Annotated in this window: 22 protein-coding genes and 1 pseudogene; 5 read left to right on the forward strand and 18 right to left on the reverse strand. The window is 69.6% G+C overall.

The window, feature by feature from the left end; genetic code table 11:
• Positions 1-153 precede the first annotated feature (153 nt).
• The 5 genes and pseudogenes from ACFXA3_RS01085 to ACFXA3_RS01105 all read right to left on the reverse strand — a co-directional run bounded on the left by ACFXA3_RS01085 (position 154) and on the right by ACFXA3_RS01105 (position 3,443).
• Positions 154-615: an LPXTG cell wall anchor domain-containing protein gene (locus tag ACFXA3_RS01085; RefSeq protein ID WP_385180299.1), complete on the reverse strand. Its 462-nt coding sequence runs from the start codon at positions 613-615 to the stop codon at positions 154-156.
• Positions 512-1,024, reverse strand: a pseudogene (locus ACFXA3_RS01090) (collagen binding domain-containing protein); the annotation flags it as partial. The gene ACFXA3_RS01085 and the pseudogene ACFXA3_RS01090, both read right to left, overlap by 104 nt.
• A 205-nt stretch (positions 1,025-1,229) precedes the next feature.
• Positions 1,230-1,865 (reverse strand): DUF317 domain-containing protein, encoded by a 636-nt coding sequence (locus ACFXA3_RS01095; protein WP_385180182.1) that lies wholly within the window; start codon positions 1,863-1,865, stop codon positions 1,230-1,232.
• Positions 1,866-2,065: 200 nt separating this feature from the next.
• On the reverse strand, positions 2,066-2,563 hold the full coding sequence (locus ACFXA3_RS01100; RefSeq protein ID WP_385180186.1) for a hypothetical protein: 498 nt from the start codon (positions 2,561-2,563) through the stop codon (positions 2,066-2,068).
• A 28-nt stretch (positions 2,564-2,591) separates the two neighbouring features.
• Entirely contained in the window at positions 2,592-3,443 is an 852-nt protein-coding gene (locus ACFXA3_RS01105) for a DUF317 domain-containing protein (protein ID WP_385180188.1), read from the reverse strand.
• A 103-nt stretch (positions 3,444-3,546) separates the two neighbouring features.
• Between ACFXA3_RS01105 and ACFXA3_RS01110 the strand changes: the two genes are divergently transcribed.
• Entirely contained in the window at positions 3,547-3,900 is a 354-nt protein-coding gene (locus ACFXA3_RS01110; RefSeq protein ID WP_385180191.1) for a hypothetical protein, read from the forward strand.
• Between the two features lie 431 nt (positions 3,901-4,331).
• Here ACFXA3_RS01110 and ACFXA3_RS01115 read toward each other — a convergent pair whose 3' ends face one another.
• The 13 genes from ACFXA3_RS01115 to ACFXA3_RS01175 form a co-directional block, all read right to left on the reverse strand.
• Positions 4,332-5,594, reverse strand: coding sequence for an MFS transporter (locus tag ACFXA3_RS01115; RefSeq protein WP_385180193.1), 1,263 nt, complete (start codon positions 5,592-5,594; stop codon positions 4,332-4,334).
• 104 nt (positions 5,595-5,698) lie between these two features.
• Positions 5,699-6,370, reverse strand: coding sequence for a winged helix-turn-helix transcriptional regulator (locus tag ACFXA3_RS01120; RefSeq protein ID WP_385180196.1), 672 nt, complete (start codon positions 6,368-6,370; stop codon positions 5,699-5,701).
• On the reverse strand, positions 6,367-7,221 hold the full coding sequence (locus tag ACFXA3_RS01125; RefSeq protein WP_385180199.1) for a winged helix-turn-helix transcriptional regulator: 855 nt from the start codon (positions 7,219-7,221) through the stop codon (positions 6,367-6,369). The genes ACFXA3_RS01120 and ACFXA3_RS01125 overlap by 4 nt, the downstream gene beginning before the upstream one ends.
• A gap of 38 nt (positions 7,222-7,259) precedes the next feature.
• Complete coding sequence (locus ACFXA3_RS01130) at positions 7,260-7,550, reverse strand: hypothetical protein (RefSeq protein ID WP_385180202.1); 291 nt, start codon at positions 7,548-7,550, stop codon at positions 7,260-7,262.
• A gap of 519 nt (positions 7,551-8,069) precedes the next feature.
• Entirely contained in the window at positions 8,070-8,516 is a 447-nt protein-coding gene (locus tag ACFXA3_RS01135; RefSeq protein ID WP_385180205.1) for a hypothetical protein, read from the reverse strand.
• 159 nt (positions 8,517-8,675) lie between these two features.
• Positions 8,676-9,386, reverse strand: coding sequence for a hypothetical protein (locus ACFXA3_RS01140; protein ID WP_385180208.1), 711 nt, complete (start codon positions 9,384-9,386; stop codon positions 8,676-8,678).
• Positions 9,387-9,412: 26 nt separating this feature from the next.
• Positions 9,413-10,108, reverse strand: a complete 696-nt coding sequence (locus tag ACFXA3_RS01145; RefSeq protein WP_385180211.1) for a hypothetical protein — start codon at positions 10,106-10,108, stop codon at positions 9,413-9,415.
• Positions 10,069-10,359, reverse strand: coding sequence for a GNAT family N-acetyltransferase (locus tag ACFXA3_RS01150; protein WP_385180214.1), 291 nt, complete (start codon positions 10,357-10,359; stop codon positions 10,069-10,071). Before ACFXA3_RS01150 ends, ACFXA3_RS01145 begins: the two co-directional genes overlap by 40 nt.
• A 250-nt stretch (positions 10,360-10,609) precedes the next feature.
• Positions 10,610-10,993 (reverse strand): DUF3631 domain-containing protein, encoded by a 384-nt coding sequence (locus ACFXA3_RS01155; protein ID WP_385180217.1) that lies wholly within the window; start codon positions 10,991-10,993, stop codon positions 10,610-10,612.
• The gene (locus tag ACFXA3_RS01160; protein WP_385180220.1) at positions 10,990-11,220 is read right to left on the reverse strand and encodes a hypothetical protein; all 231 of its coding nucleotides are present in this window, start codon (positions 11,218-11,220) and stop codon (positions 10,990-10,992) included. The genes ACFXA3_RS01155 and ACFXA3_RS01160 overlap by 4 nt, the downstream gene beginning before the upstream one ends.
• Positions 11,217-11,693, reverse strand: coding sequence for a hypothetical protein (locus ACFXA3_RS01165; RefSeq protein WP_385180222.1), 477 nt, complete (start codon positions 11,691-11,693; stop codon positions 11,217-11,219). The genes ACFXA3_RS01160 and ACFXA3_RS01165 overlap by 4 nt, the downstream gene beginning before the upstream one ends.
• Positions 11,690-12,328 (reverse strand): DUF4913 domain-containing protein, encoded by a 639-nt coding sequence (locus ACFXA3_RS01170; RefSeq protein WP_385180225.1) that lies wholly within the window; start codon positions 12,326-12,328, stop codon positions 11,690-11,692. Before ACFXA3_RS01170 ends, ACFXA3_RS01165 begins: the two co-directional genes overlap by 4 nt.
• Before the next feature lie 144 nt (positions 12,329-12,472).
• Entirely contained in the window at positions 12,473-13,225 is a 753-nt protein-coding gene (locus ACFXA3_RS01175; protein WP_385180228.1) for a DNA-methyltransferase, read from the reverse strand.
• A 467-nt stretch (positions 13,226-13,692) separates the two neighbouring features.
• Here ACFXA3_RS01175 and ACFXA3_RS01180 point away from each other — a divergent pair, with 467 nt between their 5' ends.
• The 4 genes from ACFXA3_RS01180 (at position 13,693) to ACFXA3_RS01195 (ending at position 17,353) form a co-directional block, all read left to right on the forward strand.
• Positions 13,693-14,823 (forward strand): C40 family peptidase, encoded by a 1,131-nt coding sequence (locus ACFXA3_RS01180; RefSeq protein WP_385180231.1) that lies wholly within the window; start codon positions 13,693-13,695, stop codon positions 14,821-14,823.
• 144 nt (positions 14,824-14,967) lie between these two features.
• Complete coding sequence (locus tag ACFXA3_RS01185) at positions 14,968-15,276, forward strand: DUF6112 family protein (RefSeq protein ID WP_266816636.1); 309 nt, start codon at positions 14,968-14,970, stop codon at positions 15,274-15,276.
• Between the two features lie 38 nt (positions 15,277-15,314).
• Positions 15,315-15,974, forward strand: a complete 660-nt coding sequence (locus ACFXA3_RS01190) for a hypothetical protein (RefSeq protein ID WP_385180234.1) — start codon at positions 15,315-15,317, stop codon at positions 15,972-15,974.
• A gap of 29 nt (positions 15,975-16,003) precedes the next feature.
• Positions 16,004-17,353, forward strand: a complete 1,350-nt coding sequence (locus ACFXA3_RS01195; protein WP_385180236.1) for an ATP-binding protein — start codon at positions 16,004-16,006, stop codon at positions 17,351-17,353.
• Positions 17,354-17,487: the final 134 nt, after the last annotated feature.

Genomic DNA, 17,487 nt, shown 5'->3' on the forward strand with positions numbered 1-17,487 from the left:
TGCGGCGCTCCGACCCACGGCCGACCCCAACCCCCCCCAGCGGGGGCGCCCGGGCGGGGCCCCACCCCAAACCGCGGGGGCGTAACCCCGGGGGCAAACCCCCCCTCGCTTGTGTCTTTGGTTGCTCCGCGATTCACGGCGGTGCTGGGTGTATCAGGAGGCGTCGTCCGGCTGGTTGGTGCGTCGGCGCCGCACGGCCCAGGCGGCGCCGGCCCCGACGCTGATCAGGAAGCCACCTGCTGCGGCGAGCCAGCTGGTGGAGCCGGCGCCGGTGCGGGCGAGCTGGCCGTCCGGACCGGTGGAGGCTGTGGCCGTACTGGTCGGGGCCGCGGACGGGGTGGGGGGTGCTGCTGGTGTTGTCCGGCGTCGGGATGGCGGGTGCAGAGGTGTCGGGGGCGGGCGTGGGCTTGCTCGTGGGCGGCTTGCTCGGCTGCTGGGTCGGCGAGGTGGTCGCGGTGGGCGTGTTGGTGAACCCCGCGGTCGTACTGGCAGCGGGCTTCGCCCTGACCTGCACCGGGCTCGAGTCCAGCTGGTACCCGGACGGTGCCTTGGCCTCGGTGGCGGTGTAGCCGGTGCCGGAGCGGGCGGTGACGGTGAGCTGAGCCTTGGCCGCACCGTCCTTGCCCGTGGTCAGGGTGATGGCTTCGCCCCCGCTGCCGGAAGGCAGAATGTTGATCACGGCGCCGTCGAGCGGCTTGCCGGTGACCTTTTCGGTCTTCTTCACCGTCAGTTCCGCTGGCCTGAAGGGGTCGATGACGGTGACGGGGGTGACCTGGCCGGGGGTGACGATGATGTCCCGGTCCGCGGCCACGTCGTGGATGGCGCTGCCTGAGTCGGTCTCCTTGAGCCGGTAGATGCCGGGGGTGACCTTCTCGAAGCGGAGGATGCCGTCGGCGCCGCTCTTGCCCTGCAGGGCCTTCGCCCCGTTGACAGTCTCGAGGAGACTGAACTGGGCGCCTTCTAGCGTGGCACCCGCGGGGTCCTTCTTGTGGATCTCGACGCCGCCGGGCTCCGGCTCGGGCATGCTGCGCGGCGCCGGGGCCGAAGTGGAGGGGGTCGGCTCGGGTGCCTCGGCTGAGGCCGAGGGTGCCCAGGTCAGGGCTCCCGTCGCGGCGGCGGCAACGGCGATGGCTGCGGTGGGTGCCTTGCGGCGGGCGGATCGGCTGGACAACGAGGTTCTGCTCCTTGGTGGGTTGGCTGAACGGGTTGCTGGCGCACGGCCGGGCGAGTCAGCAGGTGCGGGCCGCCGTGTTGTGCGGGGGCGCGGGAGGCATGGCCGGTTTGCTGGCGGGTGTGCGGTCCGGGACGGAGGCCAGTCGGGCGAGGTGCCTGGTGTGGAAGGGGACTTCACTCACGGCGCGGGTAAGCGGCTCCTCCGTGACCAAGGAGGAGGTGAAGGCCGCGACATAGGTGACGGGGGTGCGGCTGGTGAAGGATGCTTGCCAGAGCGGCTCGCTGGGGTAGCCCATGTTCAGCATCCAGACGGGTTTGTTGCGGTCGGTGGTGCCGTACCGGTGTTCCAGGTGGGCCATGCCGTCCGGGCTGCGGAAGTGCTGCGAGCCCCAGTGGCTGGCGGTGTGGGTCCAGCCGGCGTTGAGCAGTGGCAGGTACGCGGCTGCGGGCGCGGTGTCGTCGTGGAACAGCATGTCGCCGTCGCTGAAGGCGTCATCCAGGTAGAAGTGCAGCAGTTCGGTGTGGAAGTCCCAGATCATCTCGACGGGGGTGGAGGCGTCGAACCTGGCGTTCCAGGCTGCCGCTTCGAAAGGCTGCTGATATGCGGCGGTAATCCAGGCCCCGTCGCCCGCTGCACCGCCGGGTTCGGCAAGGAAGCCGGAACGCAGCCTCAGACAGGGACTGGATGCCACTTGGTACCCGTCCTCAGGGCAGTGGAATGACCAGTCGTGTTCACCGCTGTTGTGAGGGAACGGCCATCCGTCGAGGATTTGGTCGGAGCCTCGGCCGGCAAGGTACCGGGCGTGGACGGACACGAGCTTGTCCGAGGGCAGCGAGCTCATGGGGTCGGTCAGTGCAGGTCCGTTCGTCGGAGGGGTGGTTCTGCGATCGGCTATCGGTGGTGGCCATGGGAGGCGGCCTTCTCGGCGAGCGGCGGCGATGTGGTGCGGGCAACCGTCGCGCCGGCGGTCCGAGGAGGGGTGGGGCGGGTGGAGAACCAGAGGTTGGCGTAGCGGGTGACGGCGGCCTTCATGCGGGTCCAGTCCCCACCGGCCCAAGGCGCCGGACCCGATGTGCGGGGGTTGAAGTCCCGGAAGACGGCGTAGCCGTCAGATCGGTCCGTTCGCCCTGCCGTCCTGTCCCGTGTGCTGAAGGTGCCGTGGTCGGCGAACGAGAGCACGATCTCATCGATAGGTCCTCGGTCCGCGTGGACGATGCTCAGGCGCAGACCGCCGTACTCCCCGTGGCGGAGGGTGGACTGGAAAGAGATCCGCAGGAGGAGTGGGCTGTCCGGGGCCGGGGCCGCGTAGTAGCTGTTGCCGACTACGGCACCGTTGTCGAAGGTGAGAGACAGTTCCTGGGTGAAGAAGGCGTTCGGGGACAGCGCCATGGACGTGGGGCCTCCTGCTTCGGCGGGATCAGCGGCGGGCAGCGGGGCGGGCCGGCGCGGGGAGCCGGGTACCTGGAACCGTGCTGGTCGACCAACGGCGAACACTGGCGGGACGTACAGCCGGCGGCGTTCGGAAGCGAGCAAGGTCGAGTGGAGTAGGCGCGGGCGGCTTCGGCGGCACCACGGGTGTGAGCCGGGCGTACCGCTTGGTCATCTGAGACAGCTCGCCCTCCCACCGCAGTACGGGCTCGGGGTTGACGACGGCGGTGGCGGTCGCGGCGATCAGGGCCACCGGTGTACGGCTGCTGAAGACGGCGTACCAGGAGGAGTAGGAGCGCTCTGGCCCGCCCCACATGCCCCAGCGTGTGTCATTGGTGACCAGCTCGCTTTCCTGGTCGAGGGGGCCGCGGTCGTACCAGGCTCCGGCGAGTCCGTCCGGGGAGGTCAGCTCCAGGCGGCCGGGCGCGTCGTGGGTTCTCCAACCCGCTTCCAGCAGCGGGCCGAAGGCCCGGACGTCACTGCCGGGGCCGCGCAGGTCCGAGCCGTCGTCCCTCTGGTACGCGGCGACAAGCTGACTGGTGAAGGCGGTGACGAATTCGGTCGGGGCCTTGTCGTTAAATGCGGCGGTCCACCGTGGTGCACCGAAGTGGTGCTGGTAGGCGCTGATCTTCCACAGGGCGTCGTCGTCGCCCTCCGGCATGTAGCCGATCCGCACTCGCTGGTCGGGGGCAGGGAGAAAGACGTTTCCGTGGTCGTCCCAGCTCGGTCTCCATCCCGCGTCGAGGGCGGGCTGAAGACCCGGGTCGCCCACGACGGTGGATCCGGCCAGGTAGCAGGGGCTGACGTGGTAATCCCCTGCGGGTTCGTTGGTATGAGTCATGGGGTCCTGGGGCATCAGCGCCGTGGCGCGGCTACTGAACTTGATCGGGCGATGTCAGGTGATTGCCTGACAGGTGAGGGATGCGTCCGGTAGATGTGTGCGCGTGAATGACTCCACGCCCGAGGATGGCGAGCCCACATCCTTCGTCGAGAAGACGAAGAACCTGTACGGGAAGCACAAGGGGAAGTTCCTCGCCGCCGGCACCGCCCTGGGCGGCATGGCCCTGGCCGTCGTTGTCGTGGTCGCCAGGAAGGCCATGGAACAGAACGCCGCCGAGGACACCGGGTCGGTCGCCGACCCTGCGGCCGTGGACGAGCGGCGGAAAACCCCCGTCAAGCACCCGGTAGTCGGGCACACGAGGACCCTTGCTGACGGACGCATTGTTCCCGTTGCGGGTTACGAGCGGGGCGGCTCCTCGGATGACGAGGACGAGGACCCCGGCGAAGCCGCAGCCTGAGCGCCTGGGGGAAGGGCACCGCGGCCTCGCATTCCTCTGCGGTGCCGGCGGAGCCGCTGCAGGACGTCTCTGCCGCCGCTGACCTGCGGCTTCTCTCGCCACCGGGGGCGCGGAGCGGCCCCGTCGGCCCTGGAACCGCGGCAGGATCCGAGCTGCTACTGAGCTTGAACTCGTCATGCGGGGGGGTCTGTTGGGCGTCGTGCGCTCGGAGTGGGCTTCCGGGGGCGGGACGAACAGCTCGACGCCGTTGTCCGTCACGGTCTGGAAGCCGAGCCGTTCGAGCACGGCGGCTGCCTGCGGAAGATCGCCGCGCAGGGCGATCCAAAGCGGTCGTTCGTGACCGGGGGATGGTCGTACAGGATGTCGATGCCGGTGTGGGCGTCGATGGCGGGCCCTTGCGGTAGAGGGTGTGGTGAAGGCGTAGGGGGTGGTCAGGCCGCCTGCGCGTACGCGGGCTGACCGGACAGGGCGGGGTCGCGGCGCATCCGCCAGAACGCGGCGGCCAGCCCGAGAGCCTGCAGTGCGGCGCAGACGGTGAGGACTTGGCCGAGTAGGTTCGCCGGGGTCAGCGCGACGAGCAGGCCGGCCACTGGGAAGGGCAGCAGCATGATGAGGATCGTGACGGCGAGCGTGCTGCCGAAGACGGCTTCGGGGATGAGCTTCGAACGCAGCGTGCGCAACACCACGGTCATGCCGCCCTCCCCGGCCATGAGCACTGCAACCAGGACGAGCAACTGCGTGTAGGCGTCGGTCTGCGCGACGGCGACTCCGGCAGCAGCAGCGATGGCCGCGCAGACCGCGCCGACGGGCCATAGCCCGGCGCGGTCGATGGCGAAGCGGCAGACGGCGACAGTGAAAAGGGAGGCTGCCGCGGCGGCGGACCAGATCAGTCCGACCGAGGCGCTGGTGTGGCCCATCTGCTGCACGATCAGGACGGGGGCGGCGGCCTGGAGGGTGCCGGTGCAGATGTTGGAGACGGTCAGTCCGGTGATCAGCCAGGCCAGGGCTGGGAGCGAGCGCAGGGTGGCCCAGCCGACCCGGAGTCCCTGCATGGGCGAGGCGGAGACCTCAGCGGTGCGGTGGTGGCGGTCGCGAGGAGCGAGGGCTGCGGCAAGCAGGGAGAGTCCGGCGATCGTGAGGAGCATGCCGGTGCGACCGGCGTACTGCAGGAGCAGTCCGCCGGCGGCGGGGCCGGTCAGGTTCGCGGTGTTGTCGATGCCGAGGAGGACCGACTGGATCTTGTGCTCAGCGTCGCCGGCCTTGCGTCCTGCGAGTGCCCCTGCGGTTTCGGCGGCCACGTAGCTGTATTCGGTCAGTACGCCGGTCACCGCGGCCAGAGCCATCACGGCGATGGTGGCAGGCAGTCCGTCGTCGACCAGGGTGAGCGCCGCTACGGCGGCAAGCAGCACCAAGGCTCGGAGGGCTGCGGCCATCCGGAAGACTCGCGTACAGCCCCACCGGTCGACAGCCGCGCCAGCCCAGGAGAAGGCAGCGAGTCGGGGCACCCACTCCAAGGTGAAGGCGATGCCGGTCAGGGCAGCGGATCCCGTGGTGGCCAGGACCAGCAAGGGGATGGCGTAGGTGGCCATGCTGAAGGACACGGCATCCGCGCAGCGCGGCAGGTAGATGCGGCGCATGATGCCGAAGTTGGGGATACGGGCGTGGCGGCCACCGACGGCTCTGCGGCGAATCATGATCACTTTCAGCGGGAATGCGGCCCGTTCAGCGGCGGCCGGGGGCGGTCAGCGGGCAGGAAGTGGCCCACGATGCGAAGTAGGGAGACGGGCGGGGAGAAGCGCTATCGGGGGAAGCGCGTCGCATGGGTGGAGCCGATATGGGCCAGCCGGAGGGCTGGGCCACCGACGTGGTGAAGCTCTGTGGTCGGCCTGTCCGGACGGCGGCTCGCGGCGGCCATGACGACCTGCGGGTGGGCGGCTGCCCAGTTGGTGAGGACGGCCAGCGCCTGGCCCAGTTCTCCTCCGGCCTCGGTGAGCGTGTACCAGCCGTTGGGGCCCGTGCCGATGAGACCGGCGTGAAGCGCACGCCGTGCCCTGTATCCGTACAACTTGGCCGAGGGGGCTTCGAGGAGGCTCACGGTGTGACGGTCGCGCAGCAGGGCAAGGCTCGCTTCGACCCGGGTGACGAAGTCGCTCTGCGAAGTGGGGTAGTGATGCCGCCGTGCCCAGTGGGACAAGGCTTCGTAGACGTCGCCCAGGTCCCGGCCGGCCTGTGTGAGTCCGACGGGGCTGTCGTCGTCGCGGTGCTCGCGAATCTGGAGGAGCCCGCGCTGGCGGAGGGTGCGTAGCCCGTGTTGCAGGCTGTCTGCCGGGATATCGGGGAAGGTGGCCTGAGCGGCCCGGTGCGGAATGGGCCCGTTGTCGTCGATCTCGCTGATGATGCGCGTTGTCCACCGCAGGCTCAGCATCGCGGCGGCGCTGACCGCATCCGCGATGGGGTGGGGGTTGCTCATCGGGCCCGGCCCCCCATCGAGGAGCCGGCCGCGACGGGGCGGACGGGCTGGGCGTGGGAGAACATGTTGCCCGGTCGCAGGGTCGTGGCCGGCGGGACCGCAGCAGGGTGGGAACGGTTGGCCGCCCACCGACCGTCGGGGAGCTGCGGGTCGGGGGCGGTCCGCTCGGCCCACAGCGGATGCTCGGCGTTGGCCCGGCGGCCGGCACCCCACGCGGAGAGCGACCGGAAGACCGGGGCGAGTGCCATCCCCTGGGCGGAGAGCTGGTAGTCGCTGTGGCCGAGCCGTTCGACGAGTCCGTCGGCGACGAGCTGACGCAGCGGCGAGTACAGCAGGGCGGCGTTCCCCCCGGGGAGCACCATGGCGGCCAGGTCCCGGCCGGAGGCACGTCCCTCTGCGCGCAGCGCCCACATCAGCGGGGTGGCGTGCTTGGGCGTGATGAGGGTCAGGACGTCTTCGGCGTTCTGTGCCGGGGGTATCCGCTCGACCTCCAGCTCGCCGGTCTTCCGGTTCGGGTTCGTCTCCTTGTCCAGGTGGCTGTCGCCGTAGGACGCAAGGGCGGCGATCACACCCGTGAGGGCCTGACCACGAGCCGACAGGCGGTAGTTGACGTGGCGTACGTGCTCCTGGCGCCGATCAACGAGGCCGTCGGCGGTCAGACGGGCGAGCCGCGGAGCGAGCTGGCCGTCCTGGAGCATGCCCAGGCGGGGCTTGATCTCGGTGTAGCGCATCGGCTGGTCGCTGAGGGTCATCAGCGTCCATACCGTCCAGCGCGGGCTGAGCATCTCCAGGCTTTCACCGACCCGGGCGAGGTCGGCGGTAAGGGGGCGGGGCAGGCCGGTGGTGGGCAACGGAGGTCTCTCCAGGGGTGCGGGACTGCGGGACGGTGTCAGTGAGTGCGCGCGGCCGGTGCGGTGCGTGCGGCAGGGGCGGGCACCGTGGCTGCCGGGGGTTCATTGCGGCGCAGGCCCTGCAACGCGGCCGTGAGGGCCTTGGTGTGGGCGTCGCGGGCGGTGACGGACTGACTCAGCCGCTGGGCGCAATCGAGGATGTGGCCGGCGGCGAAGGGGCCGACTTCTCGGTCCTCGCCGGTGAACTGGCGCAGGCGGTCCAGTTGGAAGTCGATGTTCCGTTCGGCGAAGACGAGGTCGGCGTGGATGCCGAGGAGGGCGCCGAGCAAGGTTGTTGTGGAGGCCCCTTCGGCATGGCGCACAAGTGCGGTCAGAGGCTGGCCGAAGAGGGACTCGATGCGGCCACGGAGGGCGTCGGATGTGTCGTGGGGCAGTGCTTCTCCTTCGCGGGTGTCGGATCGGCGCCGGGGCAGCAGCGTGGGCGGGCCGGGCCGGAGGGGGCGGTGGCCGGAGTCGGTGTCGATCGGGTCCGGCTGCCGGCATGGACTTGAGGATGTTGGTGAGCGCGGCTAGTAGTCCCACCCGCGCGTCGACTGCGGCCTCCAGCCATTGGGCGTCCATCCGCAGGTCGTCCGGGTTCAGCTCTCCGAGATCCCGTTGCGGAGCGGCGGACTGATGCACGTAGTCACGGATCCGGGCGAGATGTTCCTCGGCAACGGCGAGAACGGCCCGGAGTTCCATCACGTGGTGCAAGGCGGGCTCTGCAAGGCCCGATGTGGCGCTCTGGTGCAGGAGGCCGACCGGGTGTCCGAAGGCCGACTCGATCGTCTGACCCTGTGTGGTCGACTTCAACGAGCCTGCCCCTGAACTGCGTTGCTGCCCCTGGGCGGCTGGGCCACCGCGACGGCGGGACCCTGAATCCGGCGCGAGGCCACCGTGCTCTGCCCGGAGCCGCGCTCGGCCGTGTCTGCCACTACGGTGTCGAGCAGCGCCTTCAGGATGACGGCGGGAACGTCGCGTTCCACGACCGCGGTGTTCACACGGTGGGCAAGCTCCCACTGCCCGGGCTTGAGCTCCCCGGGCTCGGCGCCGAGGGCCACGACGAGCTCGTCCTCGGCCTGGCGCAGCCTGTCCTGCGCGCCGGACAGCCGGCCGTACCAGCGGAGCGCTTCCGCAGCCCCGGGACGGGACTGGCCCTGGTCGTGGTCGCGTGCGAGGTCCGGCAGCGTCCACTGGAAGGTCGTTTCAATTTGCTGGGCAAAGAACTCCAGCACATCCTGCTCGCCGTCGGGCACAGAGGACTCCTCTCGTACAAGCTGGGCGGGGTGGGATGCGCATCTGGCACCACGCGAAGTGCTGCTTCCAGAATCCGGAGAATCCGTGAATTCCGAATTCACGGACCCGCTGGTAAAAGACCTTGCCCGGGTCCGGCCAATGCTGTGGAAGCAGGGAGGTCAGCGGCGGCGGGGAGAGGCTGGTCCGCTGGCGTACGGCGCCGGAACCGCACGCTGGGGAAGGTGCGTTGTAGGCGGCTTCTGCCGAACGCCTTCCGGGTCGTTGAAATACGACACGGCGGCGTCGTAGGTGGGGAATCCGCCTTCGCGCAAGGTGTGGGTGTACTTCGCGAGGTCTGCCTGTTCGACGAGAACGCGAAAGGGGTGCGGGTCCGTTTCGTCGAGGGCTCGGAGCAAGACCGTAATCTGGGGCTGGTTCGTGTGGTCGTTGGAATAGCTGTCGATCAGGGCGAAGGCATGGCCGTCGCTGACGAGTCGGTCCTGCAGCGCAGTGGTCATCTCGTCGGCGGGCGTGGTGCCCATGCCCGGCGGTAGGCGAATCCCTTCGCACGGGCAGCCCCTGGACACGAGCCAGGACTGGGCCATGGCCGGCAGAGGCAGCATGGCATGCTCGAACGTGAAGGTTCTCTCGCCAAGGTCGCGGGCGATGTGCAGGGCGATGATCTGCGGCTCGCCGGGAATCCCCCAGGTGGCGGTCGGGTCGTGCAGGATGTGGAAGCTGTGGCGGGCGTCGGCCGAGTGGTGTTCGGCAAGCGCCGTCAGCATGTCCTCGTCGGCCGCGATGCGGCCGTAGAAGCGTTCCTCGACCGCGTCGCTGGCTGCTCGGTAGCCGACCAGCCGGAAGTCGGGTGCGTACTTGGATGGGGACACGAACTCGAATGTCTCTCTCGGGGTAGCTATCGCAGCTGGCGGTTCCTACGGACTTCGGCCACCGCGACGTGGGACGAGCCGGTCGGCGCTGAGCGCGGTCCACGGGCCCCCGCAAGTACGGCGCGTCCGACTTCGGTGACGAGAACGGGCTGGCCTGCGTGGAGGGGGTGTGAAGTGTCGCGGACGACAAGGTCAGCTCGTTCGAGCCGCTCGAGGACGTACTGCGTGATCCTGGTGCCGGATTCCGTGGCGACGGACAGGCGTCCGGTCAGCAGGTGCTGGTGGAGCTTGGCTCCGCGAGCAATGGCCAGCAAGGCGGCGTAGTCGGGGGCGTTCACGTCAGGGAGTCCGTCGCGAGTTCCCCTCGGGGCACTCCGTTCGACCGGCGCCAGGACTGCGACGGCCTCATCGTGCAGGGTGTCCCGCACCGCCACGGCCTCCTTGATCTGGCCGACTACCCGGTCAACTCGCGCCAGCAGAGCGGCATCGAGCTCGAACTCACCGCTGGCCAGACGCTGAAGGAGGGTCCGGTGGAAGGTGAGGTCGGTGTGCGCCTTGGCCAGGACGCGGTGCGCCCGCACCAGGCGTGCGATCGGCTCGTCGAGCAGGCCGCGGTCAAGGTGCTCCCACAGTGCGTCCACCGTGGTTCCGGTCGCGGCTTCGATGCGGTCGTCAAGACCGGTCAGGGCCTTGCGCGCGCCGAGCGGTGTGGCTGGGGGCATTGGAAGTCCTCGTCGGGGGTGGGACTGGAGTGGCTGGTGACGTCTGACAGCGACAACCGCATTTCGGTGTGGCTACCGGCGTGCGACGTGGAGGCCGGGCCTAGGCGGCGAAGGAGGCCCAGCATGGGGGCGTTGGCCCGTGCGGTGTATACGCTCAAGGTGTGGGCTCCGCCCGCCAAAGCCTGCCGGGCAGCGAGGCGGACCAGCCCCGTGCCGATACCGCGCCGGTGGACGTGGTCAGCAACCTGCACGCCGAGGTCGACGACGCCAGGGCTGTGGTGCAGGCGTCCGATGGAGCCAGGGCGATCAGCCAGGCGCCGGGCGCGCTGGCGATCCAGTTGTCCGAGGCGCGCAGGAGACGCTCGAAGTCCGGTCTATGGATCCGGAGCCGCCCCCATCTGCGATGCATCGACTGCTCGCTGCACCGCAGGAGGAAGGCGTTGACCACATCCCAGTCTTCAGGGCCAGCCCGGTGTATCGAGCAGGTAGCGAACGCGGCGCTCAGAGCGGCTGGTTGTGCAGGGATCGCGCGAGAGCGCGACGCGAGTAAGCCTTGCGTCGGCGGCCGTCAGAGAGATCCGTGTTCGGCGGGTGGATGTCGTACCGGGCCAGCAGCTTCGCCAGGCGTACGGGGGTGATGTCAGCGTACTTCCAGCCCTTGCCTGCCACGCCCGGTACGCCCGTCCGCTCGCCGACCAGGTGCATGGAGGCCATGGCCTCCGTGTCGCCCCGTCGGCCGAAGGCGTTAAGGCATTCCACAACGAGACGCGAAGACGTCGTAGCGCCGGCGGTCTCGGCTGCGCCGCTGGAGCGGCTCGCCGTCTGGTCTGAGCAGCACCGGGATGGGGCTGCTTCGCTCGTCGGGGGCTCCGTGGTTCGGATCACGTCCAGGAGATCCAGGAGCTGGTTCGGCAGGCGCAGTCGGACGGACAGGGTGCCGGAGTGCCGGAACCGCGGACGCAGCCGGAGTACGGGCTGCCAGGGCTGGTCTCCTGGCGGTCGGCACAGCAGGCCTCTCGCTCGCATCGATCCTCGTCGAGGATGTCGCGGAGGCCTTCGAGGATTTCGTCGATGAAGGGGGTCAGGAGGTCGTGCTGGGTGGGGATGGTCAACGGGTGATGCCTCTCGTGGACGGGATGATGAGGGCGGGCTGGGGAATGCCGGGCCGCGTCGCGGGTACGGGCACCGGGCTCGTGGCGTGCACGGTCGTGTGCGGGGAGCGGGAACGAGCCGCGTGGGCCAGCGCGCTCAGTGGGCGGCGTTCCAGGCCGAGGCGGGTTGCAACGGTGTCGTACACGTCATAGCCGTCCCGTGGGCGGACGGCCACGACGTAGACCTCGGTTGTGTGCGTGGCGCTGGCCGGGGCGGCTCGCAAGGCGTAGACCATCCGCCATTCGGCGCGGTGGTCGACGTATGTCTTCCGGAATCCGGACAGGTCACCGGTGAGCTTGTTGCCCTGACGGATGCCGTTGACGGCGTCTTGGATGTGGGCCAGGGCCAGGTCTCTGATGTCGCTGGGAGCGGCCAGAAGGTCGTTCAGGGCGCGCGGGTCGAACGACAGCCCGTACTGGGGTGCGGTGTTCATTCCGTCTCGCCGGGGAGGGGGCGTTCATCCCCTGCGGTCGGGTGGAGCGGTGCATCGGGGCGTGGCAGAAGCCGGTGGGAACGCCGTTCGGGATCGGTGGTGCATGCCGAGAGCGGGCCGCCCGGGGCGCGGACTGCCGCGACGGTGTGGGTGAGGAAGTCCCGGTGCCACACGGCGGGGCCGGAGGGCCCGGCCTCAGGGTCCATGTGCTGCTGCCAGGCCAGCCACAGCGAGTGCAGCCAGCCCACCACGTCGAGGTGTTCCTGCCACTCGTAGCACCACGGCGTCGCGGTGGTGATCTCCGAGCCGTACACGCCGAGGAAGACCCGTTGCACCCAGTCGGTCAGGCCGTCCAGCTCCGTGTCGAAGTCCTCGCCGTCGAGGGTGAGGATGAACCGGGGCTCCGGCTGCGAAGGCAGCATCATCGGCATGCTGGATCGGGCCGGCATCGCCGGGAACCCGGCGAAGGGTGAGGCCTGGATGGGGTCGGCGGCGAGGCTGTCGAGCAACCGGGCCTGGTCGGCCGAGTGCTCCATCAGCTTGCGGACCGAGGCCTCCAGGTCCTCCAGGTCGCCATCGGTCATACGGATCGGCTCCAGCTGTCCCTCGTCACGAGGGTCGATGGATTCGGGCAAGGGAAACTCCTTGAAGGCGCACGGCGCACTTAGGAAAGGTGCGTTCAACGATGCGGAGAATCCGTGAATTCCGAATTCACGGAACAGCTGATAGAGAACCGACGGGCTGGCGCTAATGCTGGTTGGGCACCAGCCCGTGGGCTGTCAGGCCGCCAGGGTGCAGTCGGTCTGCGTGAGGGTCTGCGTCAGCGTCTCGGTAAGCCTGTCGGCGGCGATCTTGCTGTATTCGGGGGTCTTCTCGACGCCGATGAACGAGCGGCGCTCCAGGAGCGCGGCCACCCCGGTGGAACCGGATCCGGTGCAGAAGTCGAGGACCGTGCCCTGCTCCGGGCAGATTTTCACCAGCTCCCGCATCACCGAGACCGGCTTCTGCGTGATGTGCTTGCGCTCCTTGCCTGAGGGCTGCGAGGCGCTGTACAGACCTGGCAGGTAGATCGCCCGGGAGTTGTCCATCGGCCCCTTGGACGCCCACACGATGTACTCGCAGTCCTGGCGGAAGCGTCCCTTCTGCGGCCTGGCCTGCGGCTTGTGCCAAGTGAGGATGCCGCGCCATAGCCATCCGGCCGCCTGGATCGCGTCGGTGGTCACTGGCAGCTGTCGCCAGTCGGTGAACAGCAGCGCGGTACCCGTGGGCTTCGTCAGTCGGTGCGCCTCGGTCATGATCTGCGTCAGCCAGAAGCCGTACGACCGCTGGTCCATGTTCTCGCCGGTGAAGTCCGGCAGGGCGTGGCTGGCGTCGGCGGAGGTGTACTTCTGCCGCGCCGTGCGCGTGGTCCTCTCCTTCGCGGTCCGGCCGCCCGAGTTGTACGGCGGGTCGGTGATGACGGAGTCCACGCAGGCATCGGGGAGAGCGGCGAGCACGCTGAGCGCGTCGCCCTCGTGGAGGGAAAAGGGCAAGGGGAACCGTATTTCGGTAGGTGACGGTGGGCCCGACCGGTATTCAGACACACCTCGGCCTCACACGGATTCGCAGAGTCCGCGGGCAGCGAGGGGACGTCGGGGATTCCCAAGACCCTAGGACACGATCCGGGAATCGCCTCGACGCCGATGGCTATTTCGGCATTCCCAATTCCGGCCCTAGGGTTTTTGAAGACCCGCCGGGAAGACCGGATGGGACATCCCCTCCCCTGCCGGAGATCCCTCATGCCCAGCGTCACCTGACGCCAGCGCGGGCCACCGCCGAGCAGCAACTCCTCGTGTCCCTCTGCGCTCTTGATCACCTACCGCTGGCCGAAGACCCTTTCCGTCGCATGCCAGTCCTGCGGCTAGCGCTCACTTCAAGGACCCATCACCGTGGCACACCCATGCCTGAACCTGTACCGTGCCCTGCGCTCCGGCGCTGATTCGCTGCCGGACGGGCCGGATTGAAATCGATAGCCGCCGTCATCGGCGTCGCCTGCCTCTCCCCCGTCCTACTCGCCGGCACCGCGGCCGTCGCCGCTGCCGGTTCCGCCGGGCGGGCCTCCAACTGCTCCACGGACAAAGGACTCGACAAAGCCGCGGTCGCGAAGGCGGTCGAGGCGATCCTCGGCGGCAAGGGCGGCGCCAGCCAGGACGTACACGTCGAAGGCCTGGAGCTGCCCGCCGAGCAGATCCCTCATACCAAGACCATCGTCGCCACCGGCATCTCACTCCGTGTCCCCGAACGCGGACAGGTCGTGGCCCTGGCCACGGCCATCCAGGAGTCCCGCCTGCGCAACCTGAGTGGCGGCGACCGGGACTCGCTCGGGCTGTTCCAGCAGCGGCCCAGCCAGGGCTGGGGCACCCCCGAGCAAATCCGCGACCCGGTATACGCCGCCACGAAGTTCTACAAGGGACTGCTGGAGGTGCGCGGATGGGAGCAGATGACCATCACCCAAGCCGCGCAAGCGGTCCAGCGCAGCGGTTTCCCTGACGCATACGCGCAGTGGGAACCCCTCGCCCGTGCCCTGCAGCAGGCCATCGTCAAGACCCTCCCCGGCGGCAACGGCGCTCCCGGAACCGGCGGCACCCAGCCACCGGCAACCAGCGATTGCGCCGGCGGCGGCCACCTCGGCCCGATCCCCGAGGGAGCCGTGCCCGACGGGTACGAGATCCCCAAGGACGCCCCCGAGAAGGTCCGCACCGCGATCCACTGGTCGATGGGCCAGCTCGGAACGATGTACCAGTGGGGCGGCACCTGCACGAACTCCCACGGCCCGGACCCGATGGACCGGTGCGACTGCTCCAGCCTGACCCAGCAGTCCTACAAGGCCGCCGGCATCACCCTCACTCGCACCACGTACACCCAGGTCACGGAGGGCGACTCGGTACCGACATCCGCCATCCGGCCCGGTGACCTGCTGTTCACCCGCCCCGGCCCGTCCGGTCCCGAACACGTGGCCATGGCCATCGGCGCCGCCAAGAACACCCTCCTGGCGATCGAGGCACCCCGGACCGGCAAGCCTGTCCGGATCGTCACCCAGGCCAGCCTGGGCACCATCATCGCCATCCAGCGGGTGGTCCCCGCTTCCTAGCCGCCTGCGGCATTCCCTCCCGGCTTCTCGGCCGGATCTCCCGCGGCCTCGTGCTGCCCTCGCGCGCCTTCGCCGCGCCCTTCCCCCTTCTCGCGCCACCCGCATCGGCCAACAGCCGTTGCCTGCAAGGAGTCCAGCACACCAATGTCGTCCATCGACCGGCTCATCACCCTTGCCTACGACCCGGGCATCACCCCCAACGAAGGCGGCCTTCCGGGCCTTTCGGTCCTCAAGAGCGTCGTCTCCTCGATCAACCTGTACGGGATCATCGCCGTCGTAGGCGCCCTCGCCGTCAGCCTTGCCGTCTGGGCCTGGGGCCACTTCACCGGAGGCCACAACTCCGAGGCGAACGGGAAGAAGGGCGCGGTCGTGAGCGCTGGCGCCGCCCTCGGGCTCGGCGCCGCCAACGGCATCGTCATGTTCTTCTCCGCCCTGGGATCGCAGGTCAAGTAGTGGCGAAACGATCCCGCACACGGGCCCGTCGCCCACGGATGTACCTGCACACCGGGCACTGGTCGGCCAACCGGCGCATCACCGTCCTCGTCGTCTGCCTCACCATGCTCGTGGCCCTCGCCGGCCTCGCCGCGTGGTGGACCGGCCGGAACGACTCTGCGGACCGGCCCGCCACCCCAGCTCCCGGAGCCAGCCCTCCCGGCCCGTCCTCCGCTCCCCCGCCAACCGGCGGGACCGGTGGCGTGGCCAAGCCCCCGCAGATCGCTGACCCGCTTGCGTACGGAAAGGCCGCGGCCCAGGTGCTGTGGACGTACGACACCCGTACCACCACGCACACCCAGCAGTTGACAGGCCTGCACGCCTGGGTCACCCGCGAGACCCAGTACGCCGACTGGGCTGGCGTCCAGGCCCAGATCCCCGACCCCGTCCTTTGGTCTCGGATGCACGACAACGGCCAGCACGCCACCGTCGCGATCAGCGAGGCGCACTTTCCCAGCTCCTTCAAACAAGCACTCGCCGACGACCCCGCCGCGCTGACCCAGGCGTACATCTACGTGGTCACGGTCAGCGGCAAGCAGCAGATCACCTGGAACGGTGGCGGGGCTGGGGCTGAAGACCGCACGGCCACGCTCGCCGTTCAGTGCCGGCCCAACGCGGATTGCTCCCTGGTCGCCATCGCCCCAAGCGTCCTGCCCTGACCCCCACCCACGAGAGGAGGTAGACCCCTGTGGGCTTCTGCGACCTGCCGCTGGCCAACAAGATGTGCTCGGCTGCCGACGTCATCGACTTCGCGAACAACCCCGGCAAGGCGATCACCGAAGGCATAGGCAACTGGATCGCCAAGAGCATCGGCGAACTCGCCGCCGCAGCCGCCGACCTAGCCGCCGACGCCATCGACACCACGACCAAGGTCGACCTCAACGCCACCTGGTTCCGCGAGAACTACGAGATGCTGCTGCCGATCGGCCTGGTCGTCCTCGTCGGAACGATGTGCGCCCAGCTTGTCCGCGCAGCCTTCCGCCGCGACGGACAGGCCCTGCGCCAGGCCTTCACCGGCACCGCCTCGGGCGTGATCTTCGCATTCGGTGCCATCGCCCTGACCACCGTCGCCATCGAGGTCGTCGATGCACTGAGCGACGGTCTCTTCGCCGCCGCGGGCACATCGATGAAGGAAGCCGTCCGGCGCAGCATCAAGGTTTCCCAGATCGGCGGTCTGGCCGGACTCGGGTGGATGGTTCCCGGAATCGTCGGCCTCGGAGCCGCCGTCGGAGCCTTCATGTTCTGGTGCGTGATGCTCGTACGCAAGGTGGGGATCTTGGTCTTGGTCACCTTGGCCGTGTTCGCCGGTGCCGGCGGCGGCTGGGAGGCCGCTCGCCGCTGGCGGCGCGGCTGGATCGAAGCCACCGCCACCCTGGTCGTCTCCAAGCTCCTGATGACCGTGATCTTCCTGCTGGGCACCTCCGCGCTCGGCAGGACCGACGCCAAGGACGGAACCGCCGCCCTCGCCGACGTCATGGCCGGCGTCGTCATCATGTGCCTCGTCCTGTTGTGCCCGTACGCGTGCTTCAAGTTCGTCCACTGGGCCGCTGAGAGCACCGACGGCGGCGAGTCGATCCACCGTGCCGGTGGTGCCGGAGCACAGGTCGCACGGCAGCACGCGGAGAACGCTGCCCGCAAGGGAGCCGCGATGGCCGCGACCGCGGGCACCGGAGGAGCAGCAGCCGGAGCAGGCGCTGCCCCGCAGGGCCCCGACGCCGGAGGCGGATTCCCCGGCGACATCGCCTCGCACTCCGCTGGCGGCGGCGACCAGGGCAGGCAGGACGGCGGAATCTCCCCTGCGATGGACGCTCTGAAGAAGGCGGCGCAGCCGCCTCCGACCAGCGCGCAGCAGGACACCAGCGGCCAGGTCGGCGGTCCATCCGGCCAGCCCAGCGCCACCGGCTTCTCCGCCTCAGGCGGCGACCAGTGGGGCGAACGCGGCAGCAGCGCCCCGCCGCCGCAGGGGAACACGCCTACCTCCGAGGGCACTTCGGCCAACGGATCGGCGTCAGCGGCGCCGCCACCTGCCGGTCTCTGACCTCCGCCCGCTGACCCCATCTCCGTGGGGGGGGGGCCCGCCGCGCCCGCGCGGCCCCCCCGGGGCCCCCCCAGCCCCCCCCCCCCCCAACCCCCCCCCCCCCGGGGTGTGGTGGGCGAAAAACCCCCCCCCGC

This window comes from Streptomyces sp. NPDC059456 (genome assembly GCF_042750055.1).
In the GTDB taxonomy this organism is placed as follows: domain Bacteria; phylum Actinomycetota; class Actinomycetes; order Streptomycetales; family Streptomycetaceae; genus Streptomyces.